Origin of the sequence: Streptomyces sp. NPDC088387, assembly GCF_044753385.1 — a bacterium.
Taxonomy (GTDB): domain Bacteria; phylum Actinomycetota; class Actinomycetes; order Streptomycetales; family Streptomycetaceae; genus Streptomyces.
The window spans coordinates 374,282-401,129 of the sequence record NZ_JBIVNC010000008.1 but is presented as its reverse complement, the minus strand read 5'-3'; the positions used below and the strand labels follow the sequence as shown (position 1 = coordinate 401,129).

The 26,848-nt window shown below is 72.5% G+C and carries 21 protein-coding genes and 2 pseudogenes; 15 read left to right on the top strand and 8 right to left on the bottom strand.

What is annotated here, in order from left to right; genetic code table 11:
* Positions 1-304: 304 nt before the first annotated feature.
* Complete coding sequence (locus ACIQAC_RS23530) at positions 305-2,437, bottom strand: ATP-binding protein (RefSeq protein ID WP_402193896.1); 2,133 nt, start codon at positions 2,435-2,437, stop codon at positions 305-307.
* A gap of 250 nt (positions 2,438-2,687) precedes the next feature.
* Between ACIQAC_RS23530 and ACIQAC_RS23525 the strand changes: the two genes are divergently transcribed.
* The gene (locus ACIQAC_RS23525; RefSeq protein ID WP_402193895.1) at positions 2,688-4,268 is read left to right on the top strand and encodes a TIGR03086 family metal-binding protein; all 1,581 of its coding nucleotides are present in this window, start codon (positions 2,688-2,690) and stop codon (positions 4,266-4,268) included.
* Between the two features lie 23 nt (positions 4,269-4,291).
* Here the strand turns inward: ACIQAC_RS23525 and ACIQAC_RS23520 are convergent, their stop codons facing one another.
* Positions 4,292-5,788 (bottom strand): serine/threonine-protein kinase, encoded by a 1,497-nt coding sequence (locus ACIQAC_RS23520; protein ID WP_402193894.1) that lies wholly within the window; start codon positions 5,786-5,788, stop codon positions 4,292-4,294.
* Positions 5,789-6,066: 278 nt separating this feature from the next.
* On the opposite strand from ACIQAC_RS23520, the gene ACIQAC_RS23515 reads away from it, so the two are divergent.
* Positions 6,067-9,336, top strand: a complete 3,270-nt coding sequence (locus ACIQAC_RS23515; RefSeq protein ID WP_402193893.1) for an amidohydrolase family protein — start codon at positions 6,067-6,069, stop codon at positions 9,334-9,336.
* On the opposite strand, the gene ACIQAC_RS23510 is transcribed toward ACIQAC_RS23515, so the two are convergent.
* Entirely contained in the window at positions 9,281-10,351 is a 1,071-nt protein-coding gene (locus ACIQAC_RS23510; protein WP_402193892.1) for a LuxR C-terminal-related transcriptional regulator, read from the bottom strand. The genes ACIQAC_RS23515 and ACIQAC_RS23510 overlap by 56 nt on opposite strands.
* Before the next feature lie 142 nt (positions 10,352-10,493).
* Between ACIQAC_RS23510 and ACIQAC_RS23505 the strand changes: the two genes are divergently transcribed.
* The 3 genes and pseudogenes from ACIQAC_RS23505 (at position 10,494) to ACIQAC_RS23495 (ending at position 11,921) form a co-directional block, all read left to right on the top strand.
* Complete coding sequence (locus ACIQAC_RS23505) at positions 10,494-11,066, top strand: cupin domain-containing protein (protein ID WP_402193891.1); 573 nt, start codon at positions 10,494-10,496, stop codon at positions 11,064-11,066.
* Positions 11,063-11,437, top strand: coding sequence for a nuclear transport factor 2 family protein (locus tag ACIQAC_RS23500; protein WP_402193890.1), 375 nt, complete (start codon positions 11,063-11,065; stop codon positions 11,435-11,437). The genes ACIQAC_RS23505 and ACIQAC_RS23500 overlap by 4 nt, the downstream gene beginning before the upstream one ends.
* A 69-nt stretch (positions 11,438-11,506) precedes the next feature.
* Positions 11,507-11,921, top strand: a pseudogene (locus ACIQAC_RS23495) (VOC family protein).
* Between the two features lie 144 nt (positions 11,922-12,065).
* Here the strand turns inward: ACIQAC_RS23495 and ACIQAC_RS23490 are convergent.
* A complete protein-coding gene (locus ACIQAC_RS23490) occupies positions 12,066-12,254 on the bottom strand; it encodes a hypothetical protein (RefSeq protein ID WP_402193889.1) in 189 nt (62 codons plus the stop codon).
* 126 nt (positions 12,255-12,380) lie between these two features.
* A complete protein-coding gene (locus tag ACIQAC_RS23485) occupies positions 12,381-13,571 on the bottom strand; it encodes a 4-hydroxybenzoate 3-monooxygenase (protein ID WP_402193888.1) in 1,191 nt (396 codons plus the stop codon).
* Positions 13,572-13,733: 162 nt separating this feature from the next.
* On the opposite strand from ACIQAC_RS23485, the gene ACIQAC_RS23480 reads away from it, so the two are divergent.
* From ACIQAC_RS23480 to ACIQAC_RS23440, 9 genes and pseudogenes are all read left to right on the top strand, one after another.
* Positions 13,734-15,449, top strand: a complete 1,716-nt coding sequence (locus ACIQAC_RS23480; RefSeq protein WP_402193887.1) for an IclR family transcriptional regulator C-terminal domain-containing protein — start codon at positions 13,734-13,736, stop codon at positions 15,447-15,449.
* 390 nt (positions 15,450-15,839) lie between these two features.
* Entirely contained in the window at positions 15,840-16,955 is a 1,116-nt protein-coding gene (locus ACIQAC_RS23475) for a Gfo/Idh/MocA family protein (protein WP_402193886.1), read from the top strand.
* A complete protein-coding gene (locus ACIQAC_RS23470) occupies positions 16,952-17,875 on the top strand; it encodes a PmoA family protein (RefSeq protein ID WP_402193885.1) in 924 nt (307 codons plus the stop codon). Before ACIQAC_RS23475 ends, ACIQAC_RS23470 begins: the two co-directional genes overlap by 4 nt.
* Positions 17,869-18,645, top strand: coding sequence for a cupin (locus ACIQAC_RS23465; RefSeq protein ID WP_402193884.1), 777 nt, complete (start codon positions 17,869-17,871; stop codon positions 18,643-18,645). The genes ACIQAC_RS23470 and ACIQAC_RS23465 overlap by 7 nt, the downstream gene beginning before the upstream one ends.
* A 70-nt stretch (positions 18,646-18,715) precedes the next feature.
* Entirely contained in the window at positions 18,716-19,999 is a 1,284-nt protein-coding gene (locus ACIQAC_RS23460; RefSeq protein ID WP_402193882.1) for an ABC transporter substrate-binding protein, read from the top strand.
* On the top strand, positions 19,996-20,937 hold the full coding sequence (locus ACIQAC_RS23455; RefSeq protein WP_402193880.1) for a carbohydrate ABC transporter permease: 942 nt from the start codon (positions 19,996-19,998) through the stop codon (positions 20,935-20,937). The genes ACIQAC_RS23460 and ACIQAC_RS23455 overlap by 4 nt, the downstream gene beginning before the upstream one ends.
* On the top strand, positions 20,934-21,794 hold the full coding sequence (locus ACIQAC_RS23450) for a carbohydrate ABC transporter permease (RefSeq protein ID WP_402193879.1): 861 nt from the start codon (positions 20,934-20,936) through the stop codon (positions 21,792-21,794). The genes ACIQAC_RS23455 and ACIQAC_RS23450 overlap by 4 nt, the downstream gene beginning before the upstream one ends.
* Positions 21,795-21,799: 5 nt before the next feature.
* Positions 21,800-22,367: pseudogene (locus tag ACIQAC_RS23445) on the top strand (hypothetical protein); the annotation flags it as partial.
* 230 nt (positions 22,368-22,597) lie between these two features.
* Positions 22,598-23,596: a pyridoxal-phosphate dependent enzyme gene (locus ACIQAC_RS23440; protein ID WP_402193878.1), complete on the top strand. Its 999-nt coding sequence runs from the start codon at positions 22,598-22,600 to the stop codon at positions 23,594-23,596.
* An 11-nt stretch (positions 23,597-23,607) separates the two neighbouring features.
* On the opposite strand, the gene ACIQAC_RS23435 is transcribed toward ACIQAC_RS23440, so the two are convergent.
* A complete protein-coding gene (locus ACIQAC_RS23435) occupies positions 23,608-24,141 on the bottom strand; it encodes a CGNR zinc finger domain-containing protein (protein ID WP_402193960.1) in 534 nt (177 codons plus the stop codon).
* Positions 24,142-24,246: 105 nt separating this feature from the next.
* Here ACIQAC_RS23435 and ACIQAC_RS23430 point away from each other — a divergent pair, with 105 nt between their 5' ends.
* Complete coding sequence (locus ACIQAC_RS23430; protein WP_402193876.1) at positions 24,247-24,372, top strand: hypothetical protein; 126 nt, start codon at positions 24,247-24,249, stop codon at positions 24,370-24,372.
* Positions 24,373-24,383: 11 nt separating this feature from the next.
* On the opposite strand, the gene ACIQAC_RS23425 is transcribed toward ACIQAC_RS23430, so the two are convergent.
* Both ACIQAC_RS23425 and ACIQAC_RS23420 read right to left on the bottom strand, forming a co-directional pair.
* Positions 24,384-24,959: a TetR/AcrR family transcriptional regulator gene (locus ACIQAC_RS23425; RefSeq protein WP_402193875.1), complete on the bottom strand. Its 576-nt coding sequence runs from the start codon at positions 24,957-24,959 to the stop codon at positions 24,384-24,386.
* 189 nt (positions 24,960-25,148) lie between these two features.
* The gene (locus tag ACIQAC_RS23420; protein WP_402193873.1) at positions 25,149-26,468 is read right to left on the bottom strand and encodes an alpha/beta hydrolase; all 1,320 of its coding nucleotides are present in this window, start codon (positions 26,466-26,468) and stop codon (positions 25,149-25,151) included.
* Positions 26,469-26,848: the final 380 nt, after the last annotated feature.

Genomic DNA, 26,848 nt, shown 5'->3' with positions numbered 1-26,848 from the left:
TGCCGCGCGTGCTGCCAGAGCGATACTCAGGGCATGCGCGCGTGCAGGATCGGCCGGTGCCCGGCCCAACGCGATGAGCTCCGCTTCCCCAGAACTGATCTCAGGAGCCTGCGTGTTGTCGGGAGCGCGTCCGATCCGGAACGGGCGCCGTAGAAGATCGGTCAGGCTTGCCCAGGACTGTCGGCCCAGCTCACCTCCGGCTCCGCCGGCCAGTGCCGCCAACAGCCCCACCGATATTGGATCCATCCTGACTCCCCCTTCGTACGGACGCGTTCAGTTGCCGGCATGCGGTCGCTCGTACCGGTCACGGGCGTGGTTGCGGCATCGGGACGACGGCACGAGGGTCGTCGAGCCAGGTGCGCGTTCGCGCGACGCCGCTGCCGTCCAGCATCACCTCGTAGAGGGCGAGCGCGCTGCGCCAGTGCTCGCATGCCTTCTCCCTGCCGCCCGCACTGTGGAAGACCGTGCCCAGGGTCTCGAGTGCCCACGCCTCTCCCGACCGGTCACCGATCTGCTCGGCGTTGGTGCGGGCCTTGTGGAGATATTCCACGGCCTCCGAGGCCCTTCCCAACAGCAGGCAGGCGAGGGCGAGCCGGCCGAGGGCGATGCCGGCACCAAAGCGGTCGCCCGTCTCGCGGAACACCGCGACAGCCCTGCGGCAGTGCTCCGCCGCCGATGTGGGTCTCCCCATCCGGTGGTACGTGGACCCAAGGCCCTGGAACGCGTAGGCCTCGGCATTGCGGTATCCCGTCCGTCGAGCCGCGGCGAGCGCCTGGTGCAGCCAGTCGAGCGACTCCTCGTACCGTTCCAGTGCCGCGCAGGCACTGCCGAGATTGACGAGGAGAATCTCTCCGGGCCAGCCGAGCCGCCGGTAGCCCTCCAGCGCCAGGCGGTGGTGATCGTAGGACTCCTCGGCTCGGCCGAGGTAATACAGCGCACCCCCGAGTCCCCGGTGCAGCTCCGCTTCGGCGTGCTGGTCGTCGGCCGCGCGGGCGGCCTCCACGCCGAGGGTGTGCGTGGTTGTCCAAGGGCCGAGTGACATTCGACGTTGAAAGTAGGTCTGGCAGGCCACCGGCAGCCAGGAGGCGATGTCGTGACGTGCCGCGTCGGCGGCCTGGCGCACGGCCGCCACCAGGTTGTCCGCTTCGGCGTCGAACCACTTCATGGCCTGCTCGGCGTCGGTGAACCCGAGAACCGGATCGGGCGGCGGATCGAACCGTTCCGGAAGGGCGAAAGGACTTTGGGGACGGCGTGCCGAGACCGCGGAGCGGGCGGCGGCCGCGGTATGCGCGTACCAGAGGAGCAGGCGGCTCACGGCCTGCTCTCGCGACTGTGCGGGCTCGTCGACGACGGCTTGTTCTCGCGCGTAGGCGCGCAGTAGGTCATGGAAGCGGTACCGGCTCGCCGTGTCCTCGCGGAGAAGACTCGCGCCGGCCAGGGTCTCCAGTTGGCGGCGCAGGTCCCGTGCAGCCACACCCGTCAGCGCGACGGCCGCCTCGGCGGAGATGTCCGTGCCGGAAGGGAGTGCCAGCAGCCTGAACACCTTCGCGGTTTCCGGGCGCAGGCCCCGGTACGACCAGGAGAACACGGTGCGCACTTCGCTGAGCTCGTCGTCGGGGACGGCGATGGCGTCCAGCCGGTGTTGCTCCGCCGTGAGTTCATGGGCCAGTTCCATCAGAGACAACCGTGGGCGGGTTGCCGCGCGTTCCGCGACTATGCGAAGGGCGAGCGGCAGATACGCGCAATGGCGGGCGATGAGCGAGATCGCTTCGGGCTCGGCGTGCGAACGGGCGGCGCCACTGATCCGCCGAAGCAGGTCGGTGGCCTCTTCCTCGGACAACGAGTCCAGTACGACCCGCCGTGCTCCCTCGCGAGCGCCGAGCCCGGACAGCAGGCTGCGGCTGGTGACCACCACCATGGTTCCCGGGGAGCCGGGCAGTAACGGACGGACCTGTTCGGCGCTGTGGGCGTTGTCGAGAACAACGAGTGTTCGCTGACCGTCGAGCAGTGTTCGATACATCGCGGACCGCGTTTCGGGATCCGGCGGGACACGCTCGGGAGGCACCCCCATGGTCCACAGAAGACCCTCGAGAACGTCCGTGGGGCTCGCCGGAACACCTGTGCCGTAACCATGCAGATCCAGGTACACGGCACCGCCCGGGAAACGGTCTCTCACTCTGTGCGCCCAGTGAATCGCGAGCGCGGTCTTCCCGATCCCCGGCATGCCGGACAGGGTGGCGATGACCATCGTTCCGCCGCCCCCGGCCTCCGCCAGCAGAGAGTCCAGCACCGCGATGGATTCACGTCGACCGGTGAAGTGAGTGACATCGGGCGGCAGATGGCGCGGCGTTTCGGGCCGGACGGTGTCATGCGTGTGCAGGTGAACGCCACCGTAGAAGTCGCGGCCCTGCACCACGTTGTGTGCCGTGCCAGACATCGCATTGTTGGTATTGCCCCCACGATCCACGGCGAGTTACCCCCTGTGCGACGCGGCCCACACCAGTCTCGACCTTCTGGGGGAGTCCGTCAGCTTGCCGGCGAATTCGTCCGGGGTGGCATCAGGACGTGAGCCCTCCCGGTCGCGCTCGGTGTGGCTCTCGTCTCGGTGACCGGAGCCTTGGTGCTTGCGCCCTCCGCGGTCCCGGCTGCTTGACTCTCCCATGGAGGGAGAGTCGAGGGTGAGGGACATGCGTAGGGACGACGGCTCGCGGCCGACGTGGAGTATCGGGGCCGTGGCGCGGCAGGTCGGGCTGCCGGTGAAGGTGGTCCGGCACTGGTCGGACGTGGGGGTGGTGGTGCCGGTCGGCCGGACCGCCGGGGGATACCGCCGCTACGACACCGCGGGCGTGGCCCGGCTGCACCTGGCCCGGACTCTGCGGGACCTGGGGATGGTGCTCGGTGAGATCCGGGCCGCCCTGGACCGCGAGAACGGGCTGTCGGAGGTGGCGGCCGCGCACGTCGAGGCACTGGAGGCGCAGATCCGCGGCCTGCGGACCCGCCAGGCCGTCCTGCGCACCGTCACACGCCGTACCACTCATGAAGGACTCGCCCTGATGACCCGTACCGCCCACATGTCCCCCGACGAACGACGGAAGCTCGTCCACGACTTCCTCACCAACACGCTCGGCGATCTGGAAGTGCCCCATTTCCGGGAGGGGTTGCTCTCGGCCGGCGCCGACCTTCCGGACGACCCCACCGACGAGCAGGTCGAAGCATGGCTGGAGCTGGGTGAGTTGCTCGCCGGTGAGGAGCTGCGACCGGCCATGCGGCGGATCGCGGAGTACGGCGCCCGGCACGCGCAGGGGGCGCAGGACTCCGCCACGGCGGAGGAGATGCGCGCCCTCACCGACGCCTGGACCGCACGCGTGCGCACCGCGATGCGGGCCGGTACGGCGGCGGACTCCCCGGCCGCCGACCAGGTCGTCGCGGACATCGTCGCGGCCTGGCTCCCGAGCCGGGCGAACATCACCCCCGCCGTGACCTCGGACGGGGCCGCGGCACGCGAGCGGCTGCGCGACCAGCTCACCGCTGCCGCCGAACCCGCCGTCGAGCGCTTCTGGCAACTGCTGTGCGTTCTCGGCGGCCACCCCGCCCCCGCCGGCATCGCCGACGAAGGACAGTGGCTGATCACCGCACTGCGCGCCAACCCCGCGCCCGGCGAGCGCGACGCCCAGCTCGAAGCCCTCTACGCCGACCACACCGACCCCTGGCCGGGCGGTGTCCTGGACGCCTTCACACGTGTCCAGGACACCGTCGCCACGCTCGTACGCGCCGCCACGCCGGAGCACTTCGGCCTGCCGACCCCCTGCGAGGACTGGACCGTACGGGATCTGCTCGACCACCTCGTGTGGGAGAACATCATCTGGGGCGGCCTCGCCCAGGGCACGCCTCCCACCGACGGGCACGCCGAGGACCACCTCGGTGACGACCACATCGCCGCCTTCGACACCGCCGCCGCCGAGGCCCGCGCCGCCTTCCGCCAACCGGGCCTGCTGGAGCGCTCGTTCGGCCCCGCACCGGGCCGCCGTCTGGTCGAGCAGCTCCTCGTCGAGCTGCTGGTGCACGGCTGGGACCTCGCGGCAGCCCTGGGCCACGACCGCGACCTGGAGCCCGCCGTCGCGCGCGCCGCCCTGCCGGTCGTCCGCGAGATCTACGGCGCCCTGCCACGCACCCCCGGCGGGTCCCTCGCCCCAGCGCGACCTACACCTGACTCCGCCCCGGCCCTCGACCAGGTGGCCGCGTTCCTCGGCCGTGGCATCCCCCACTGACCAGCGCCCGTGAAGGTCGCGGTCTACTCCCGCGTGCAGCGTCCCGTCGGGCTGGCTGCCGGGGGGCGGCACTGGAGGTCGTAGTCGGAGGCGTTGGTGCTGAGGTAGCGGCCCATGCAGTCGTTCAGGGAGGTGCGGCCGAGCTTTGCGCAGTGGTCGAGGGCGGCTCGGCCGTCGGCGAACGGGCCCGGGGCGTAGATCACCCAGAAGCCGGGGCGGAGCGAGGCGTAGTCGTCACTGCGGACGTAGACCGCCTCGGGGACCGTCTCGCGGATCAGGGCCAGGCGCTTGTCGCGGGACGCGACACCCGTGGAGGTCGGTTCCGAGAAGAGCTGGGCGACCCAGCCGCCACCACCGGGCGGCGCGGACGCCGACGGCGACTCCCCGGCAGAGGGAGAGGACGACGGGGGTGATGTGGAGTCGCCGGGGTCCTTGGACGGTGTCGGCACCGAGCTGTTTCCGGTGCCTGCCGTTGTCTCGTTGGCGTTGTTCGCGCTGTCGTCCGGCGGGAGCAGCCCGATCACGAGCGCGCCGACCGCGCCGACGGCCAGCACCGCGGCACCGGCGATCAGCGCCGGGGCACGGCGGCGGGCCGGACGGGACGGCCGAGGTGTGTCCAGCTGGGTGGGCGTCGCCGTGGGTGTGGTGGCCGGTTCCGGGACCGGTGGCGTCGGCGAGGGGGTGATCAGCGTGGGGGCGGCGGCCCAGTAGGGCGTGGCGCCGGACTCGACCTGCGCCAGCATGTCGTCCAGCCGGGCGGCGTCGGGGCGGGCCGCCGGGTCGTGCACCAGGAGGGACTGGAGTACGGGGGCGAGCGGACCGGAGCGCACCGGCGGCGGCACCGCGTCCTCCAGTACGGCCGCAAGTGTGGCGAAGGTCGTCTGGCGGCGCAGCGGGCTCACACCCTCCACGCACACGTACAGGACAAGACCCAGGGACCACAGGTCGGACGCCGGTTCGCCGTCGTTGCCGCGCAGGCACTCGGGGGCCATGTACTCGGGGGAGCCCACGAGTTCGCCCGTCATGGTCAGCGCGGACGCGCCCTGGAGCGCGGCGATGCCGAAGTCGGTGAGGACGGCGCTGCCGTCGGGACGCAGCAGGATGTTGGCCGGCTTCACGTCCCGGTGCCGGATGCCGGCGGCGTGCGCGGCGCGCAGCCCGGCGAGTACCTGCCGGCCGAGACGGGCCGCCTCCGTCGGGCCCAACGGGCCGTCGGTGAGCCGTCGTTGCAGGGTTGTGCCCGGCACCAGCTCCATCACGATCCACGGGTGCGGGTCGGCCGCGATGATCTGGTGGATGGACACCACGTGCGGGTTGCTGAGCCGGGCCAGCGCCCGCGCCTCGCGCATCACCCGCTCGCGGATCGCCGGTGTGGCCTCGATGTCCGGGCGTACGGCCTTGAGGGCGACCTCGCGGTGCAGCACCAGGTCACGGGCGCGCCACACCGTGCCCATGCCTCCGCTGCCGAGCCGCTCCAGCAGCTCGAACCGTTCGTCGACCACGTCACCCGGTGTGTTCACGCGCCATAGATTAGGCCAGGTGTACGGGGTGCCGCGCACAGCCCTACGGGCCCACGCCGGTCGCTGCCGCCGACACCTGCCGGTCGGCCCCGCACGCTCCCGCCGGTCGGCCTCGGTCGACTCCCCGCGCCCCCGCCCTCCCCCCCACCCCCCGGCCCGCCAGGGGTGAAGATCGGCCGATATCCGTCGCCACGGATCCGTGAGTACGTCCCACCCCGTACGTTGCCCCCAGTGGTCTCTCCTGTCCGGCACCGCAACCCCGTGCACTGGGAGCATCCTTGGACTTCGAAGGCAGCTCAGACGTCCCCCCAATCGGCCCGCTCTCGCGTCGCGGATTCCTCCGGGCCACCGCGTCGGCCACGGCCCTCACCGCCGCCTCGGCCACAGCGCTCGCCACCGCCGGCGCGCCGACAGCGGCAGCCGCCACCAGCGGCGCCCCCACCGCGCCCGGCACGCCCACCGCGCCCGGCACCACCGCCACGACCCTCACCTTCACCGCCGCGACCGGCGGCTCCGCGACCCTCGCTCCCGCGGGCGGGCCCCTGGTCGCCGAGGTCCAGAGCGTGCTCTGGTCCGTCCCGCGCGACGGGGGCGACGCCGTGGCGCTCACCCCGGTCGGCCTCGAACCCACTCGCCCCCAGTTCTCGCCCGACGGCCGCACCCTTGTTGTGTGCGCATACCGCGGCGGCGGCTTCCACCTCTGGACGCTCAAGCCCGACGGCAGCGGTCTCCGGCAGCTCACGGACGGTCCGTTCGACGACCGGGCGCCCGCCTGGTCCCCGGACGGCACACGGATCGCCTTCGCCTCCGAGCGCGGCGGCGACACCGTGACCGGATCCCCGTACCGCGTCTGGGTCGTGGACGTGCGCTCGGGCGGGCTGACCCGGCTCACCGGCCGCCCCGGCCAGCAGGGCCCCGGCCAGGACGGCGGCTGGGAGGACTCCGATCCCGCCTGGTCGCCGGACGGCGAGCGGGTGCTGTTCGTCCGCGCCACCGTCACCGCCACCGGCGGACTCAACGCCGGCACCGTCGCCGCGGTGGCCGCCGACGGCTCCGGACCGGTCACCACCGAGCACACGGACAGCTCCGGCGCCCAGTTGACGACCCCCGCCGTCTCACCCGGCGGACGCCTCGCCTACCTGCGCACCACGCCCGCGCCCGCCGCCTCCTGCACGCTCGTCGTGGACGGCGAACGGGTCGCCGTCGACGGAGACGTCCTCCCGGCGCCGCCCCGCTGGACCGACGACCGGCGGCTGCTGCTCACGGTCGACGGACAGTTCCGCCTCGTCGACCCCGACGCGCCCGGCGACGGCGAGCCGATCCCGTTCACCGCCGCGCTCCCGGTGGACCGGCCCCGTTACCGCGACAAGGAGTACGACTTCGCAAGCGGCGGCGCCCGCGCCGTACGGTCGCTGCACCTGCCCGCCCTCTCGCCCGACGGCGACTCCGTCGTGTTCGCCGCGCTCAACGCGCTGTGGACCGCGGACACCACCGGCGGCACGGCACCCCGCAAGGTGTTCCAGGCCCCCGCCACCCGCTATGTGCTGGCCCCGACCTGGACGCCGGACGGCTCGGGACTGGTGTACGCCGACGACCGCGACGGCCTGTTCTCCGTACGCCGCCGCGACCTGCGCACCGGCAAGGAGACCGTGCTCGCCGACGGGGGCCGGGTCTTCCCCGCCCTCTCGCCCGACGGGAGCCGGCTGGCCTGTCTGGACATGGCCGGCAGTCTGCTGGTGCGCGAACTGTCCGACGGCACCGAACGGGTCCTCGCCGCCGCCCTCGGCACCGGCGGACTCCCCGGCCGGCCCAGCTGGTCGCCCGACGGCCGGTACGTGGCCCTCTGCGACCGCAACCGCCTCAACCGGCGGTTCCGCGAGGGCTACAACCTCATCCGGGTCGTGGATACCACCACCGGCACCGACGCCCTGCACGCGCTCGCCCCGCACACCTCGCTCTCCGACCGCTACGACTCGGGACCCGTCTGGTCACCGGACGGCCGCTGGATGGCCGTCGTCGCGGAGTCGGCGCTCTGGCTGCTGCCCGTGCGCCCGGACGGCACCCCCGACGGCGAGCCGCGCCGGCTCACCACCGAACCCGCCGACCACCCGTCCTGGTCCGGCGACGCCCGCACCGTGCTGTACCTCTCGGCAGGCCGGCTGCGGCTGATCGACATCCACAGCGGGAAGGCCCGTACGGTCCGGGTCCCGTTCGACTACCGCAGGCCGCGCCCCGCCGACACCGTCGTGCACGCGGGCCGCTTCTGGGACGGCACCGGGCCGCAGGTCCGCGAGGACATCGACATCGTGGTCCGTGACGGCCGGATCGCCGAGGTTTCCCCGCACCGCAGCGGCCGCGCCGCCACCCACCGCGTCGACGCGAGCGACCGGACCGTGATCCCGGGCCTGTGGGACGCCCACACCCACCCCTGGCAGTCCACCTACGGCGGACGCCAGACCGTCCTGCAACTCGCCTACGGTGTCACCACGGCCGTCTCCCTCGGCGGATTCGCCTACGAACAGGCCCGCATCCGCGAGGCCGTCGCCGCCGGCGCCCTCGCCGGACCCCGGCTGCTCGCCACCGGCGAACTCCTCGACGGGGCCCGCGTCGCCTACAGCATGGGCCGCGCCCACCGCACCCGCGAGGGCCTGCACCGCACCCTCGCCCGCGCCACCGCGCTCGACTGGGACTTCGTGAAGACCTACGTCAGGGCGCCCGGCTGGGTGATGAAGGAGGCCGCCGAACACGGGCACCAGCGGCTCGGTGTGCGCAGCGGCAGCCATCTGTGCAGTCCCGGCGTGCAGCTCGGCCAGGACCTGACGACCCATCTCCAGGCCACCCAGCGACTGGAGTTCGGACACGCCACCTCGGCCGGCGGCCGCTCCTACCAGGACCTGAAGGAGATCTACACCGCCACCGACTTCCACCTCGTCGCCACCCCGTTCACCGCCGGACCACTGCTCGGCGCCGACCCTGACCTCGCCGACGACCCGCGCGTCACCGCCCTGATGCCGCCGTGGGACGTCGCGCTCGTGAACCAGCAGGCCGCCGTGCCCCCGACGGCCGCTCAACTCGCCACGCTCGCACGGGAGATGGACATCTACCGGCGCATCCTCGCCGGTGGTGGCCTGGTCGCCGTCGGCACGGACCAGCCGCTCGTCGCGGTCGGCCTGCACCTGCATCTGGTGCTGCGCGCCCTGCACCGCGCGGGACTGTCACCGGCCGAAGTACTGCGCACCGCGACGCTGTTGCCCGCCCGGGTCTTCGGTGCCGACGCCGACCTCGGTACCGCGGAGGAGGGCAAGCTGGCGGATCTCACCATCGTGGACGGCGATCCGTTCACCGACTTCGCCACACTCGTCCGTACGGTCGCGGTGGTCCGCGGCGGCACCGTCTTCGAACAGGCCGACCTGGTCGGGGCGTTCGAGGGAGCCGAGGGGGACACCCTGCGCAGGGACACGTCCGTGGCAGGTGCCCCGGACTGGCTGGAGGTCAGCCGTGTGATGCGACGGGACGGCTGCTGCGATCCGGAACAAACACCCGGGTGACCAGCTCCCGTCGGCTGCGCACACCCGTCTTGGCGAACACCGACTTGAGGTGCCCCTGGACGGTGTGCGGTGAGATGAACAGACGCGTCGCGATCTCGCCGGTCCCGCAGCCCTGCAACACCAGGTCGACCACCTCGCGTTCGCGCGCGGTCAGACCGTAGGCGGCGGACAGCAGCGACTTGACCGACGGGGCGGCGGCGGACTGGAGGATCACGGCGATCCTGCCCGGTCCGCCGCCGGACGCCGGCGACGCGTGCAGTTCGACCCAGGTACCGGACGCGCCCCGCACCCGTACGCTCGCGTCGGCCCCGGCGCCACGGGCGTGTTCGGCGACCATCAGCAGCGCGTACGGGAGCGGGTCCTCGGCGACAACGCCGTGGAAGCCGAGTTCGCCGAGCCAGTGGTGTGCCGGGTCGGTCGCCGACTCGACCCGCCGGTGCTCGTCGAGCAGCAGCAGTCCGGGCCAGAGCCCCGCGCTGTCGCCGCCGCTCCTCGCCCGTACGACGGCGGCCCGGAAGCCACTGCCCAGCAGCGGGGCGAGATCGTGGGCGAAGCCCTGCTCGTCCTCGCTGAAGTCGGCCGGGGCCTCCCGGAAAAAGGCGAAGTTGCCCCAGCAGACGTCGTCCACGACGCAGGAGGTGCGCAGCTCGCCGGTGATGTTGTTGGGGCGCAGCAGCTCGCGGTAACGACGGCTGCGGTCCTGGTGGCCGTCGGTCGCCGTGCTCAGGACACCGCTGTGCCGGTCGGCCCGCGCGAGCGCGACGAACGAGTTGAAGTCGTCCGGCAGATAGGCGAGTGCGGCGACCTGCGCGTCCGGCGTCTTCGGCATGTGCTCCAGGTAGAAGCCCGTCTCGATCAGCGTCGCGGGGTCCATCGTGTGCCAGCAGGCCGCGTCGTGCGGCAGGGCCTTCGCGAGCAGCGCGGACGCCTCGTGGAGGAAGGTCGGCAGATCGAGTCGCGCGCCGGTGAGACCTGCCACCCGCTCGTGGGCGCGTGCCCGGGTGCTGTGGTTCACGCCTCCATCGTGGCACGGACGGGTCCCGGGCAGAACACCAGAAAAGTGGTATGGGAAGCGGCCCGGCCCGCCCCTACGGTCGTGAGCAGGCAGTTCTTGAGGGACTTGAGAAGTCCACGGGGGACAAGAGGAGAGGAACACGATGACCGCGATCAACCACATCAACTCGGTCAACCCGGTCTACGAGGAGCAGTCGGGGGCCCGTCTGGTCCGGTCCGGCGAGGGCCGGTCGCTGTGGGTGGTGGGGGACACCTACACGATCAAGGCGAGCGGTGACACGACGAACGGAGCGTTCGCGCTGATCGAGGGTTCGGTCCCGCCCGGCGGCGGACCACCGCCGCATGTGCACGGACGCGAGGACGAGGCGTTCTATCTGCTCGACGGTGAGCTGGAGGTGCTGACGGGGGAGTCCACGCTCCAGGCCCGCGCGGGCGACTTCGTATATCTGCCGCGGGGAATCGTGCACGGGTTCACCAACCGGGGTGTGCACCCGGCTCGGATGCTGATCCTGACCGCGCCGGCCGGCTTCGAACGCTACTTCGAGGAGGCGGGCGTACCCGCGCGGCCGGGGGAACAGGCACCGCCACTGGACCCGTCGGACTTCGGCCGCCTCGCGGAGTTGACCCGGGCGTACGGGGCGGACATCGCGGGTCCCGGTCCTGGCCCCGGTCCTGGTCCTGGTCCTGGTCCCGGTCCCGGAAAGGAGATGACATGACGACCGCCGACGCCACCATCACCGCAGACGTACTCTTCTCGAAGATCGACCGTCAGCAGCTCCACGAGGTCGCCGACCTCTTCGCCGAGGACGCCACCATGGTCTTCGGCAACGGCTCCCCGCTCGTCGGCCGCGAGGCCATCCTGGCCGGCAACGCCGCGTTTATGCAGACCATCGCCGGTCTGAGCCATCACATCCTCGACACCTGGACCGTCGACGGCACGACCATCGCCGTCACCGACGTCACGTACACACGGCTCGACGCCGGGGAAGCGACCCTGCCCGCGGTGACGATATGGCGGGTCGGGCCCGACGGACGGATCACGGACCTCCGGGTCGTACTGGATCTGGCGCCGGTTTTCGCACCCTGAGCGGCGAGTACCGGTGCGGCGCGCTAGCGTCCGAGGGGACGGCTTTCAGCCACGTTCCCGGGAGGAATCATGGCCTCGCGACTCAATCCGTACATCAGCTTCGACGGCGATGCCCGTCAGGCGATGGAGTTCTACAAGGGAGGTCTTCGGCGGCGAGCTGGCGCTGAACACCTTCGGTCAGTTCGGCCAGGAGGACACTCCGGACGCCGACAAGATCATGCACGGCATGCTGGAGGCGCCGAACGGCTTCACGCTGATGGGCGCCGACACCCCGCCCGGGATGTCGTACACCCCGGGCACCAACTACTCCGTGAGCCTCAGCGGGGACGACGAGACCGAGCTGCGCGGCTACTGGGAGAAGCTGTCCGACGGCGGCACCGTGGCCGTGCCGCTGGACAAGCAGATGTGGGGCGACGTGTTCGGCATGTGCCTGGACCGCTTCGGCGTCTCGTGGATGGTCAACATCACCGAACAGAACGGCTGAGCGCGGGCCGGGTGCGTGGAGCCCGGCGGACGGCGGTGAACGGACCGGCGGCCCCGCCGCCACCCGCCGTGCCCCGCGCGCCCGTCACCTGCCGGAAGCCGCACGCGTATCCCCGGCGCCCCCGCCACCCGTGCCCGCCACCCGTCAGCTGTCGGCGTAGCCGGAGTTCGACCGCGAACGGTTGCGGCGGTTCGACTTGCGGACCAGCTCGCCCGCCGCCAGCGTCACCGTGGCCACTCCGCGTGCCCAGCGAGGGCCGCCGCGTGCCGCCCAGACAACACAGGCGCACCCTCCGGCGACGACGACGAGCACGCCGATCAGGACCAGTATCACTACACGCTCCCTCTTCCCCCGGTCTCTCGTCCGGGCCGCTCGCGGCCGCCCGTCCCTCCGGTCCGCGTCATCCTCCCAGCAGGCGGAGCGGCAGGTCGCAGCGGGGCCGGGCTCAGCACGGGATGTTCACGGCGTGCCCGGCAGCGGCACCCCGGTGTAGTTCTCGGCCAGTTCCGCGGCCGCGTGCGGTGACGAGGCGATCCGGTCGAGCTGGGAGAGCTGGAGCCGGGTCCCGAAGGGGCTCTGGTCCGGGTCCGTGTGCAGGGTCGTGGTCATGAAGTAGGAGAAGTGCTCGGCCCGCCACACCCGCCGCAGACAGGTGTCGGAGTACGCGTCCAGCAGCTCGGTCGAGCCGGTGTCCTTGAGGTGGGCGAAGGCGCGGGCCAGGACCACCACGTCGGCGGCGGCGAGGTTGAGACCCTTGGCGCCGGTCGGCGGCACGATGTGCGCGGCGTCCCCGGCGAGGAAGAGCCGGCTGTGCCGCATCGGCTCGGTCACCGAACTGCGCATCGGCAGCACCGACTTGCTCGTCACCGGCCCGCGCTTCAGCCGCCACCCGGGCTCCGCGTCGAGTGCGAAACGGGCGTCCAGCTCGTCCCAGATCCGCTCGTTCGGCCAGTCGTCCGGGTCGGTGCCGTTGGGCACCTGGAGGTAGAGCCGGCTGACGGTGGGGGAGCGCATGCTGGCCAGGGCGAAGCCCCGCTCGGAGTGGGCGTAGATCAGCTCGTCGTAGACCGGTGCCGCGTCGGCGAGGATGCCGAGCCAGGAGTAGGGGTACGTCCGCTCGTACGTCGTCCGTGCCCGCTCCGGGAGCGCGGTGCGGGCCACGCCGTGGAAGCCGTCGCAGCCGATGACGTAGTCGCAGGTCAGGGTCTGTTCGTGGCCGTCGTGGGTGTAGCGGATCAGTGGGCGGTCGGTGTCCGCGCCCTCGATGCCGTGCACCTCGGCCTCGAAGAACAGGGGCCCGCCCTCGGCGAGTTGCAGCGCGACGAGGTCCTTCACCACCTCGGTCTGGGCGTAGACCCACACACGCCGGCCGCCGGTCAGGGCCGGGAAGTCGAGGCGGTGGGCGCGGCGGCCGAAGCGCAGCTCGATGCCGTCGTGCGGGATCCCCTCACGCTCCAGGCGTGCTCCGGCGCCCGCCGCGATCAGCACGTCCGTCGTGGCCTGCTCCAGGATTCCGGCGCGCTGGCGCTGCTCGACGTAGGCGCGGTCGCGCCGCTCCAGAACCACGCTGTCGATACCGGCGTTGTGCAGCAGGCGGGCGAGCAGCAGCCCGGAAGGGCCGCCGCCGACGATCCCGACGGTGGTGTGCATGAGGCCTCTCCTCGTCGTCGAACAGCCGGACACCCACTGTTCGTATGGTGAAAAATAGTTCACACTGTACGAGGGTGAGTCTGCGCGTGGCCCTCGGCCCTGTCAACGGTCCCGCGGCCGCGTGCCGCCCGCTCGCCGCCCCGACGCCGACACGGAGATCCCATGCCGCCCAGCCACCCCCGGTCGTCGTCCCCCGCCACCGCGACACCGCCGCCTCCGGCCCCCTCGCCGTCCCCGTCTCCGGCCCCGTCCCCGGAGGCCGTCACCCCCCTGATCCGCGGCATCGCGGTCCTCCGCCGGCTCACCGACGCGGGCGGCTCCGCCGGACTCGGTGAGCTGGAGCGGGCCACCGGACTCGCGCGGTCCACCGTCGACCGGATCGTCTCGACGCTCGCCCGAATGGGTTACGTCCGCCAGGACGGCCGTGACGTCGTCCTCGCCCCGCGCCTCATGGAGCTGGGCAACGCCTATCTGGACGCGCTGCGGCTGCCCGCCCTGCTGAGCGCGCACGCCGACGCGCTCGCCGACGAACTGGACGAGTCGGTGTCGCTCGCGGTGGCGGACGGCGACGGCATCCGCTTCATCCACCAGGCGACCCGGCGCCGCGCGCTGTCCCTCAGCTTCCGGATCGGCGATCTGCTGCCCGCCGAACGCACCGCGCCCGGCCCTCTGCTGGCGGTCGAGTGGGCCCCGGCGGACTGGGAGCGCTGGCACGAGCGCCGGGCCGCCGACCCGGACGACCGCGGCTTCCCCGCCGTACCGCCGCGCCGGCACCCGTTGTCACCTGGTGACTTCGAGGCCGCGGTGAAGGAGGCGGAGGCGCACGGCTGGGCCCTCGACGACCAGTTGATCGAGCCCGGACTGATCGCCCTGTCCGCGCCGGTGCGGGCGGCGGACGGCCGGGCCGCCTGCGTGGCCAGCGTCGTGAGCCACACCAGCCGGCACAGCGCCGACTCCCTGCGCGAGACCCTGCTGCCCCGGCTGCGGACGACGGTCGCCGCCATGGAGCGCGAACTGTCCGCCGCTCGCACCCCCGCGGCCCCGCCCGCCCCCTCGGGGCTGGCCGGCTGGACGGGCGCCTCCAAGCAGGAACTGGGCCGGGAGTTCGTCGAGTCGCTGGCGCGCGGTCTGACCGTCGTGACGGCGTTCGGCGCGGGGCGGGACGAACTGACGCTCACCGCCGTCGCCGAGGCCACCGGACTCGCCCGCGCCACCGCCCGCCGCGCCCTGATCACCCTGGAGCACCTCGGGTGCGTCACCGCGCACGGCCGGACCTTCCGGCTCACCCCGCGTGTCCTCGCCCTGGGCTTCCCGTGCCTGTCGCGCACCACGCTCACCCGGGTCGCCCACCCCCATCTGGTGGCCCTCAGCAGGCGGGTCGGGGACGCGACCGCGCTCGCGGTGCCGGCCGGCGAGGACGTGCAGTACACGGCGTGGGTCACCACGGGCCGGATCATGGACGTCGACATCGCGGTGGGCGCGCGGCTGCCCGCGTACGCCACGTCCGCGGGCCGGGTGCTGCTGGCGGCGCTGCCGCCCGGGGAACGCTCGGCGCTGCTCGGACGGTCGAGCAGGGACGCGCTGACCGCCCGCACGGTCACCGGTACCGCCGATCTGGCGGCCGTCCTGGACCGGGCCGGGGCCGACGGGTTCTCGCTGGTCGACGGGGAGCTGGAGGAGGGCCTGCGTTCGATCGCCGTACCGGTCCGGGACCGTACGGGCGCCCCGGTGGCGGCCGTCAACGTCACGTTGCACAGCAGCCGGCGTACCCCCGAGCAGTGCCGCGGCGAGGTGCTGCCCGAGCTGCGGGACACCGCCGCCGCCATCGAGGCCGACCTGCACGTCGCCGAGCGCTTCACCCGCGTACCGGCCCTCTGATCGGCGGCCCCCCTCGCACGGCCCCTGCCCGAACTGGGGCAACGCAGAGCCCGCGCCCTACCTGGGGCAACGCAGAGCCCGCGCCCCACCTGGGAAAACGTAGGGCCCGCGCCCCACCCAGGGGGACGTAGAGCCCGCGCCCCATCCAGGGCAACGTACGGCCCGCGCCCAACCCGGGGAAACTCACGGCCCGCGCCCCGCCCATGGGGACGTACGGCCCCGAACCCCCAGAAGTGGTCCGCCCCGGCTGCCCGTCCGGGCAACTCCTCGTCGATTTCGCCGCACAGGGCTTGTCCTGACATTCGGTCGCGCCTATGGTCCTCGGAAGAGCTGGGAGCAAGCGCTTTCTGCCAGTTTGTGCTCTGTTCTCCGGACGTCTAGGAGTGCCCCATGTCCGTGCCCCCAGGCCGCCGCCGGGTCGCCGTCGTCGGGACCGGTTCCATCGTCAGCAGCAGCCATCTGCCCGCGCTCAGAGCCCATGCCGACCGGGTGGAGCTGGTCGCCGCCGTCGACGTGGACGAGACCCGGCTGGACGCGTTCCGGGCCGAGGCGGGCGACGGCGTCGCGGGGTACGGGTCCGTCGAGGCGATGCTCGACGCCGTACACCCGGACCTCGTGGTCATCGGCACACCCCCCTCGCTGCATCGCGAACAGACCGTCGCCGCCCTCAAGGCGGGCGCCTGGGTGCTGTGCGAGAAGCCGCTGTGTCTGTCCCTCGCCGAGTACGACGACATCGCCGCCGCCGAGGAGGCGTCCGGCGCGTACGCCTCGGTGGTCTTCCAGCACCGCTACGGCTCGGGCGCCCGGCACGCGCGCGAGCTGATCGCGAGCGGCGAGCTCGGCGCCCCGCTGGTCGCCCACTGCCAGACCACCTGGCACCGCGACACCGCGTACTACGAGGTGCCGTGGCGCGGTCGCTGGGCCAGCGAGGGCGGCGGGCCCACCATGGGACACGGCATCCACCAGTACGACCTGCTCCTGCATCTGCTGGGGCCATGGGCGGAGGTGCGGGCCATGGCCGGACGGCTGGTGCACACCACCGAGAGCGAGGACGTCTCCTCCGCGCTCGTACGGTTCGAGAGCGGCGCCCTCGCCACTGTCGTCAACAGCGTGCTCTCGCCCGACGAGATGAGCCGCATCCGCGTCGACTGCGCCCACGCCACCGTGGAGCTGACCCACCTGTACGGGCACCGCAACGACGACTGGGTCTACACCCCGGCCCCGGACGTCGACCCCGCGCGCGCCGCCGCCTGGCGCGCCCCGGCCGACGACGTGCCCAGCTCGCACGCGGCCCAGCTCGGCGCCGTACTCGACGCCCACGACCGCGGCGTACGGCCGCCCGGGAGCGGGCCCGACGCCCGCACCACCCTCGAGTTCGCCGCCGCCCTCTACAAGTCGGCCTTCACCGGCAGCCCGGTGCACGCCGGTGAGATCGCGCCCGGCGACCCCTTCCACCGGGCCATGCACGGCGACCACCCCGACTGGGCACCCAAGGAGACCGTATGACCATCCGCGTCACCCACGCACACGGCGACCATGTCGCCGTGGCGGCGGGGAACGGCACCGAGATCCTCCGCTACGTCTACCGGCCCGACCCCGACGCCTTCGAGGCCCGCAAGCCGTACGCGCACCCGCTGCGCACCCTCGCCGGGCGCACCGTCTCCGGCTACCGCCCCAGCGACCACCGCTGGCACAAGGGCCTCCAGATGACGGCGAGCCATCTGTCGGGGCAGAACTTCTGGGGCGGCAACAGCTACGTCCACGGCGAGGGCTATCTCGTCCTGCGTGACCGGGTCGGCTCGATGCGGCACGACGGCTTCCCCGAGTTCACCGTCGAGGACGACCGCCTCGCCTTCACCGAGGACCTGACCTGGGTCGAGAACGGCGGCGCGGAATGGGCGCGCGAAGTGCGCCGGGTCACCGTGCACTCCGTCGACGAACAGGCCGGCGCCTGGGCCCTGGACTGGGCGATCCGCCTCACCAACGTCCGCGACGAGCCGCTGCGCTTCGGCTCTCCGACCACCGAGGGCCGCGAGGCCGCCGGCTACACCGGGCTGCACTGGCGCGGGCCGCGCGACTTCACCGGCGGCACCGCGTTCGCCCCGGACGGCGAGGGCGCCGAGAAACTGATGGGCAGCCAGGGCCCCTGGCTCGCCTACACGGCGGAACACGACGACGTCGACGGCCACTCCACGCTGATCTTCGCGCACGCCCCGGACAACCTCGACGAGAAGACCGCGATCCACGCCTCGCACTGGTTCGTGCGCGCCGACCCGATCCCCACGGTCGCCTTCTCCTGGGCGTTCTTCGACGAGTTCGAGCTGGCGCCCGGACAGTCCTTCGCCTACCGCTACCGGGTGGTGTTCGCGGACGGCGCCTGGGACCGCGACCGCGTCGCCGCCCACCTGGAGGGACTGCCGTGGTGACCGGACCCGGACCTGGACCTGGACCTGGATCCGGACACAGCGCCCTGCCCGGCGCGATCGGTCTCTCCCATCTCAGCGCCTACACCTGGGAGGCCGCCGACGGCGTCTGCGGCGGCAGCCCGCATCTGCACCTGGTGTGCACCGAGGCCTACGTCGTCACCGGCGGCCGGGGCGCGGTGCAGACCCTGAGCCCCGACGGCTACCGGGACATCCCGCTGGAGGCCGGCTCCGTCGCCTGGTTCACACCGGGCACCGTGCACCGCATGGTGCAGGGCGGCGATCTGCGGATCACCGTCCTCATGCAGAACAGCGGACTGCCCGAGGCCGGCGACGCCGTCTTCACCTTCCCGCCCGAGGTGCTCGCCGACCCGGACCGATACGCCGCCGCGGCGACACTGCCGCCCGGCACCGGACCGGACACCGAGACCGCCGCACGCCGCCGCCGCGATCTCGCCGTCGAGGGCTATCTCGACCTGCGGCAGGCCATGGAGAACGGCGACCCCGGCCCGTACGCCGAGTTCCAGCGCACGGCCGCCCGCCTCGTCCGCGACAAGGTGCCCACCTGGCGCGAGCTGTGGAAGGCGGGAGCCCTGGCCACGGCCGAACGCACCGGCGCCCAGCTCGACGCGCTCACGGACGGCGAACCGGCGTACCTCGCGGACGCCACCGCGTTCCGCGCCACGCCCAGCAGGACCGGCGGCTTCGGGATGTGCGGCCGCCGCGACGAGTACGCGCTGCCGGGAACCACGCTCCCGTACGGCGAGGAGTAACCACCCGCCCGTCCCACGGGCTTCCAGGGGGCTTTTCAACAGAACGTTCCACGAGAGGAGTGGCCCTGGCATGCCCGGACACAGGACAAAGGGGTTCTGCGCGTCCGCCGCCGCGCTGGCGCTGTGCGCCGTGCTGGCCGGATGCGGGGGATCCGGGGAGTCGGCCGGCGGCAAGGTCGTGCTGCGCTACACGTGGTGGGGCAACCCCGACCGCGCCGAGCGCACCGAACAGGCCGTCGACCTCTTCGAGAAGAGAAACCCCGACATCGACATCCAGACGTCGTTCTCCGGCTACGACGCCTACAAGCAGAAACTCGCCACCCAGGCCGCCGGCGGCGACGCACCGGACGTGATGCAGCTCGACTACCGCCAGATCGACCAGTACGCCTCCGGTGACGTCCTGCTCGACCTCGGCACGCAGCGGGACACGCTGCGCACCGACGAGATCGACCCCGGCCTGCTCGCCACCGGCAACGTGGCCGGCACGCAGTACGCCGTCCCGCAGGGCCGCGGCACCGAGACCGTCGTCTACGACGTCAAGACGTGGAAGGAGTCCGGCGTCCCGCTCCCCGACGGCGAGTGGACCTGGGACGAATGGGCCGACGCCATGCGGGCCCTCGCGAAGAAGACCGGCAAACCCGGCGCCACCGACCCCGGGCAGAGCGAGGACGCCTTCGAGGTCTGGCTGCGCGGCCAGGGCAAGTCCCTCTACACCGAGGACGGCAGCGCGCTCGGCTTCACCACGGCCGACCTGACCCGCTGGTGGACGTTCACCGACCGGCTCCGCCGCGACAAGGCCGTCTCGCCCGCCGAGCAGACCACCCAGCTGGAGGGCAGCGTCGAGAACACCCCGCTAGGCCGGGGCCTCGCCGTCACCGACTCCAACTGGGACGCGCCGGCCGGCGGCTTCCAGGCCCTCGTCGAAGGCGGCATCGCCCTCACCCCGATGCCGACAGGACCCGACGGCAGACGCGGCCAGTACTTCAAGCCGTCGATGTTCCTCGGCGCCTCCGCCGAGACCGGACACCCCGACGAAGCCGTCCAGTTCATCGACTTCATGATCAACGACCCGCAGGCGGGCGACATCCTGCGCGCCACCCGGGGCATCTCCGTCAACGAGTCCGTCCGCAAGGAGATCGACCCCCAGCTCACGGACTTCGACCGGATCATCTCCGACTACCAGGCCACCGTCGAAGGCAGGCTGGAGGACCCGCCCCCGGCCCCGCCGTCCGGCGACAGCGCCCTCCAGACCACCTTCCAGCGCGACTACGACCAGGTGTCGTACGAGCTGATGAGCCCCCGCGAGGCGGCCGAGAACTACATCACCGAAGCGAAGGCGGAGCTGAGGTCATGACCACCACCGACATCCCCCCGGCCCCCGCCGGGCCCCGCCCCGCCACCCCCTCGCCACGCCGCCCCCGGCGCCGGCGCGAGGGCGCCGCCTGGGTGTTCCTCTCGCCCTGGGTGCTCGGCGCCGTCGGGCTCACCGTGCTGCCCATGGCCGTCTCGCTGTACCTGTCGTTCACCGACTACGACATGTTCAACCCGCCCCAGTGGATCGGCCTGCGCAACTACACGCAGATGTTCACCGAGGACCCGCGCTACTGGCGCTCGGTCACCACGACCCTCACCTACGTCGTCATCGCCGTCCCCCTGCAACTCGCCCTCGCCCTCGCCGTCGCGCTCGCCCTGAAGTCCATGAAGCGCGGCAAGGGCTTCTACCGCACCGCCTTCTACGCGCCCTCGCTGCTCGGCGCCTCGATGTCCGTCGCCCTGGTCTGGCGGGCGATCTTCAACGACGGCGGCCCGGTCGACAACCTCCTCGGCACCGGCGGCTGGGTCAGCCAACCCGGCTGGGCCCTGCTCGCCGTGGTCCTGCTCACCGCCTGGCAGTTCGGCGCCCCGATGGTCATCTTCCTCGCCGGCCTCCAGCAGATCCCGGGCGAGCTGTACGAGGCGGCGGCCGTCGACGGCGCCGGGAAATGGCGGCAGTTCCTGTCCGTCACCGTGCCCATGCTGTCACCGGTGATCTTCTTCAACCTGGTCCTCCAGAGCATCCAGGCCTTCCAGGTCTTCACCCCTGCCTTCGCGATCAGCGGCGGCGAGGGCGGCCCCGCCGACTCCACCCTCGTCTACACCATGTACCTCTACGACCGCGGCTTCGTCGCCTCCCACATGGGCTACGCCTCCGCCATGGCCTGGGTGCTGCTGATCGTGATCGGCGCCGTCACCGCGGTGCTGTTCCGCACCTCGCGCTCCTGGGTCTTCTACGCCTCCGAGGGGGACCGATGAGCTCAACGACCGTCGCGGACAAGCCCGTTCGCTGGGGACGCGTCGCCCTGCACCTCGGCTGCCTCGCCGCGCTCCTGGTGATGCTGTACCCGCTGGCCTGGCTGCTCGCCACCTCGCTCAAGCCCGCCGACGAGGTCATCGCCAGCCTCGACCTGCTGCCCAGCACCCTGGAGTGGTCCAACTACACCACCGCCCTGGACGGCGTGAACGACATCTCCATCTGGCGGCTGCTGTCCAACTCGGTACTGATCGCGGGCGGCGCCGTCCTCGGCAACGTCATCAGCTGCTCGCTCGCCGCCTACGCCTTCGCCCGGCTGCGGTTCCGGATGCGCGGCCCGCTGTTCGCGTTCATGATCGCCACGATCATGCTGCCGCACCACGCGGTACTGATCCCGCAGTACATCATCTTCAACCAGCTCGGCATGGTGAACAGCTACTGGCCGCTGATCCTGCCCAAGTTCCTCGCCACCGAGGCGTTCTTCGTCTTCCTCATCGTGCAGTTCATGCGCGGACTGCCGCGCGAACTGGAGGAGGCGGCCCGCATCGACGGCTGCGGCCCGTTCCGCATCTTCTACCGGATCATCCTGCCGCTCACCCGGCCCGCGCTGATCAGCACCGCCATCTTCACCTTCATCTGGACGTGGAACGACTTCTTCACCCAGCTGATCTACCTCTTCGACCCGGACAAGTTCACCCTGACCCTCGCCCTCAGGTCGTTCGTGGACGCCTCCAGCCAGTCGTCGTTCGGCCCGATGTTCGCCATGTCGGTGATCGCGCTGCTGCCGATCGTGCTCTTCTTCCTCGCCTTCCAGCGGTTCCTGGTGGAGGGCATGGCCAGCTCCGGACTCAAGGGGTGACCGGCATGCGGACACGCGACACGGGCGAGGTGTTCGGCCCGCGCATGACGCTCTTCGCCGACGTACTGAGCGTCGGCCTGGCCACGGCGGTGTCCTGTCTGCCGCTGGTGACCGCACCGGCCGCGCTGTCGACGGCCTGCGCGGTACTGCGGGGCGCGGGCGAGGACCGGCCGGCCACGGCGGGCCGTTACTTCACCCTGCTGCGCCGCCGGTTCCGGGCGGGCGAGCCTGCTCGCCGGTGCCGTCGCGGTGGCGGGTGCGCTCTGGTTCGCCGCCGACCTGGCGCTCGCCCGCGCCGGACTGCCCGGCGCACCCCTGTTCGCCGTGACGGCCGCCGCGATCGGACTCGCCGCGCTGGTCGTGGGCCTGCGGGCCTGCGCCCGCCCCGAGTCCGTCACCGACTGGCGGGCCGCACTGCGCGCCGCGGCACACGACACGGCCGGGGACGCGGGCGGCAGCGCCCTGATCGTGCTGGCGGTGGCGACGGCCGCGGCCTGCGCGTGGATGATGCTGCCGCTGGCGTTCCTGGCACCGGGGCCACTGGCGTTGGCGCTCACGGCGGTCGATGTGCGGCGGGGGAGCGCGAGGGTTGTAGTACGGGGGCCCGCACCCGCACCCGGCCACGGACCCGCACCCGGCCACGGACCCGCACCCGGCCACGGACCCGGACCCGGCCACGGGGCTCGGATACGGACAACTGTGCGTCACTCGTTGGTTGCCTTGTGTGCCCAACTCCCCAGCGCGTCCCGCCTATTCGGCACTTACCTCGCATTAGCATCGGGGCCCGCACGAAGGAGGTGGGCATGGCACACGAACGCGCTGACAAGGCCCCGAGCGCCTGGGCACGCCGGGCGACGGATCTGCTGGTGGCGGACCGGGCGGCCGAACCGTCCACGCCACTGGACCCGATCCCGCTGCCGGGTCGGCCCGGGACGGCGCTGTTCCTGAAGGACGAGTCCCGGCGCCCCAGCGGCAGTTCGGAGCACGGCCCCGCCCGCGATCTGCTGCTCGACGCACTGGGCGAGGGTCGTGTCGACCGCGGTACGGCCCTGTTCGACGCGGCCGTCGGTGACACGGCGGTGGCCCAGGCGTACTTCGCCCGGCTCCTCGGCCTGGAGTACACCGCGGTGGTCCCGGAACGGACGGACCGCGCCGAACTGCGCAGGATCGAGGCGTGGGGCGGCCGTTGGTACACCGCGGCCTCTCCGTCGGGTGCGGCCGAGCGGGCGCGGGAACTCGCCGAACTGAGCAACGGCCACTTCCTCGACCACGTCCACCGGGCCGACGACGCCGTGGACTGGAGTGGTCCGTACGCCCTCGGCGCGGAGATCCTCTCCGACGCCACACCGGCCTGGGTCGTGATGACAGATGGCCTCAACTCCCTCTCCGTCGGCCGGTGTCTGCGCCTGCTCCGCCCCACGGCCCACCTCGCCCTGGCCACCCGGCCCGGCGCCGAGCCCGCCCTCGCCCAGGACGTCGGCGACCTGACGATCCCCGTGCCGGACACCTCCGCCCTGGCCGCACTGCGTCATCTGCACGCCGTCACCGGCCACTTGGCGAGCCTGTCGGCCGGACACGGCCTGTGGGCCGCCTTCGAGGTACTCAACCGCATGCGGCGGGCCGGCGTGCAGGGGTCCGTGGTCGTCGTCGCCGGAGGCGAGGGGGAGGTGTTCGGGGCGAGGTCGCCCTGGACGGCACGGGCGGAGGATCGCGGTCTCGAACTTGCGGGGCGAGCAGGGGAGTTGGACCTGGCGCAGCTCACCCGTACGCAGGGTCGTCGTCGGTCCGTGACCGTCGGCTGAGCAGGGCCGTCTCAGCGTGCCGCGTGTGTACGCCGGTGGGCCGCGACACGCTCGCGTGTGGCACACCGTCGTGAGCAGTACCGGCGCTCCGGCCCGCTGCCGTGGGCGATGAAGACATCGCCGCAGGCGTGCGAGGCGCAGGCACGGCCCGGTGGGCGCTGGTGGTCCCAGAGCAGGACGGCCAGCGCCATGCAGGACGAGGCGAGCAGCCACTCGTCCCAGGGGCCGTCGTCGTCGCGGTCGAGATGCGGATGCCACGGAGTGCCGCCGCCGTGTGCGGTGAGCCGCAGGGGCCCGGTGTGCTCCCGCAACAGGCGGTTGAGCGTGCCGGCCACTTCGTCCACACCCTCGTGGGTGAAGACCTCCCGGAGCAGGCCGGCCGCCGCACGCATCGCCGTGACGTCCTCGGGCGTGAGCGCGAGGGGGCCGGTCTCGCCGTAGGCACGCAGTACGCCGACGACCGCGTCCGTATCGGCGTCGTCGTCGGCCGCCCGGCCCTGCTGATCGCCGCCGCGATCCTGCTCGGCGTCGGCGAGGGCCCGCAGCTGACGGCTCTGTTCGCGGTACGGCACCGGGACGCCCCGGAGCGGCTGCGGGGCCAGATCTTCACCACGGGGGCCAGCCTGAAGCTCACCGGGTTCGCCCTGGGCGTGGCCACCGCCGGAGCGGCGTCCGGCTGGTCACTGCCCGGAACTCTGGCCCTGGCGTCAGCCGTCGCGCTCCTCGCCGCGACCGCATACGCGGCCGTCGCGAGGGAGCCGGTCGCCCGTGACTGACCCCGGAACCCTCACACCACGACGATGCGCTCCACCGCCGCCGTCACCAGCCGCTCCCGTTCCGCCTCCGACAACACGTCCGGCAGCGTGAGCTGTTCGACGATCAGCCAGTTGAGGGCGAGGTACAGCAACTCGACGGACGTGGAGTCGCCGGGCAGCCCCGACGCCAGGTGGTAGGAGATGTTGGCGTCGAGGTCGGCCCGGACCCGCTGGGTGAGGATCTTGCGCAGCTCGGGACGCCGGGTGGACTCCAGCCGCAGCTCCAGCAGCGCGAGATATCCGCTGCGGAACGAGCTGACCCGGCCCACCAGTTCACGCATCAGCTCGGCGTACGTCTCCCGGTCCGGCGCGGCCACGCGCTGGCGCTCGTAGGTCGCGTCGTCGGGTACAAGCCGCTCGTAGACGCGGGCGCCGGCCTGGGTGAGGAGGTCGTCCCGGTTGGCGAAGTAGTTGGAGGCCGTACCGGCCGGTACCCCGGCCGTGGTGTCCACCGACCGGAACGTCAGCCCCCGCGCCCCCTCGGCGGCCAGCACCTCGATCGCGGCATCGACGAGAGCGGTCCGCCGCTGCGGGTTTCTGCGCACCATGGAGCCACTCCGGGGGTCGGTCGCACGAGTCAAATCACTACGGGCAGAGTACTACGTCCGCCCCTGTCAGGACCCAACGAGGCCGCCCCCTCCAGGCTCACCGCCCGGCCACCCCCAGCCGCCTCCGGCTCCTCGGCCGAGAGCCGGCCAGGCCCGGTCCCATGGCCCACGCCCGGTGACCCCAACCCCTCAGCTCACCCCCGGCAACCCCGCCCCCGCACACCGGACGTCCGCCTCCGGCACGGTCCCGCCCACCAGATACGCGGCCACCGTCCCGTCCACACACGCGTTGCCCCGACTGGCGAACACCCCGTGAGAGTAGTCGTCGTCGAGTGTGACGAGACGGGAGCCCGGCAGTTCCCGGCGCAGTGCGCGGGCCCCCGCGACGGGCGTCACGGGGTCGTGCGCCGACGCGACCAGCAGCAGCGGCGGCGCCTCGGGACTGCCGAGCGGGGTGCGCCGGGCGGGCCGGTAGGACCAGTACGCGCACGTGGAGGCCTCCATGCCGGTCAGTACGGGCTGTGGATCGACCGCACGGGTGCGCGCGACGTCGGCCAGGATCCGGCCCGGCTCGGGCCCGGGACCGTCGGCGCACTTCACCACGCGGTTGGCCGCCTCGTAGTTGCGGGAGTCCGCGCTGTCGAAGGCGGTCGAGGGCCGCAGCCCCGCCACCGTGCCGTCGCGGAGATACGTCCGTATGCCGTCGACGAGCCCGGCCCAGCGTTCCGTCCGACCCAGCGCCCGGTACACGGCCCGGTCGAACTCGGCCGCGCCGAAGCTGTCCACGGGTGCCGCCCCGAGCCCCCGCCTCGCCCGCAGATACGCGTCCCGCACGGTCTCCGCGTCGCTGCCCAGCCCGAAGCGCTCTGCATGCCCGGCGGCCCATCCGAAGAGCGTGTCGCGCTGCCGCAGCAGTGCCCGGCTCTGGATCACGTCGAAGTCGTACCAGTCCCACGGCCCGACCACGCTGTCCAGCACCATGCGCCCCACCCGCTGCGGAAAGCGCGCGGCGTAGGCGGCGCCGAGGTAACTCCCGTACGACACACCCAGGAAGTTGGTCCTCCGCTCGCCGAGCGCGGCCCGGATCGCGTCCATGTCGCGCGCGGTCTGCTCGGTCGACAGATACGGCAACACGTCCCCGGCGCCCGCCGCGCAGTCGTCGGCGAGGTCCTTCAGAGCGCCCAGGTAGGCCCGTTCGGCCGTCGGTCCGACCGGCACGGGCTCCGTTCCCGGGGCTGCGAAGAGACCGCCCATCGGCCCGCAGTCCACGGGCGCGCTGCGGCCGACGCCGCGCGGGTCGAAGCCGACGACGTCGTACGAACGCCGCACGCTCTCCGGGAGTTTGGCCCGCTTGGTGACCGCGTACGGCAGTCCGGAGCCGCCGGGGCCGCCCGGGTTCACGAGGAGTGCGCCGCGTCGCTCGGCCGGCGTCCCCGTTGCCCGCACGCGCGAGACGGCTATCTCGATCCGTGGTCCGCGCGGGCGGTTCCAGTCCAGGGGCACGGTCACGCTGCCGCACTCCACGCGCTCCGGTGCGGGTGGGGCCGGGACCGAGTCCGGGCAGGCGCCGAATCGCAGCGAGGTCGTTGGGGCGGCGGTGGCTCCGGCGGTTGAGGTGGGGGTGAGGGTGGCGGCTCCGGCCACGAGGGCACATAGCAGGGCCGTGCGGCGAGGCGCAGGGATCACAGGAACTCCGGGACAAGTTTTTACGGCTCAGATGACAATGGGAATCATTATCGATAACGTGTGCGGCGCACAACCGGGTGCGTGGACCGAATGCGCACCGGGGCGGGAGCGCGTGGGGGACCGCGTGCGCCCGGAGCCATGTCCGGACGCGACCGGATGCACGTCAGGCCGCACCTGCGGTCACGAAAGCGAAATGGGGAGTT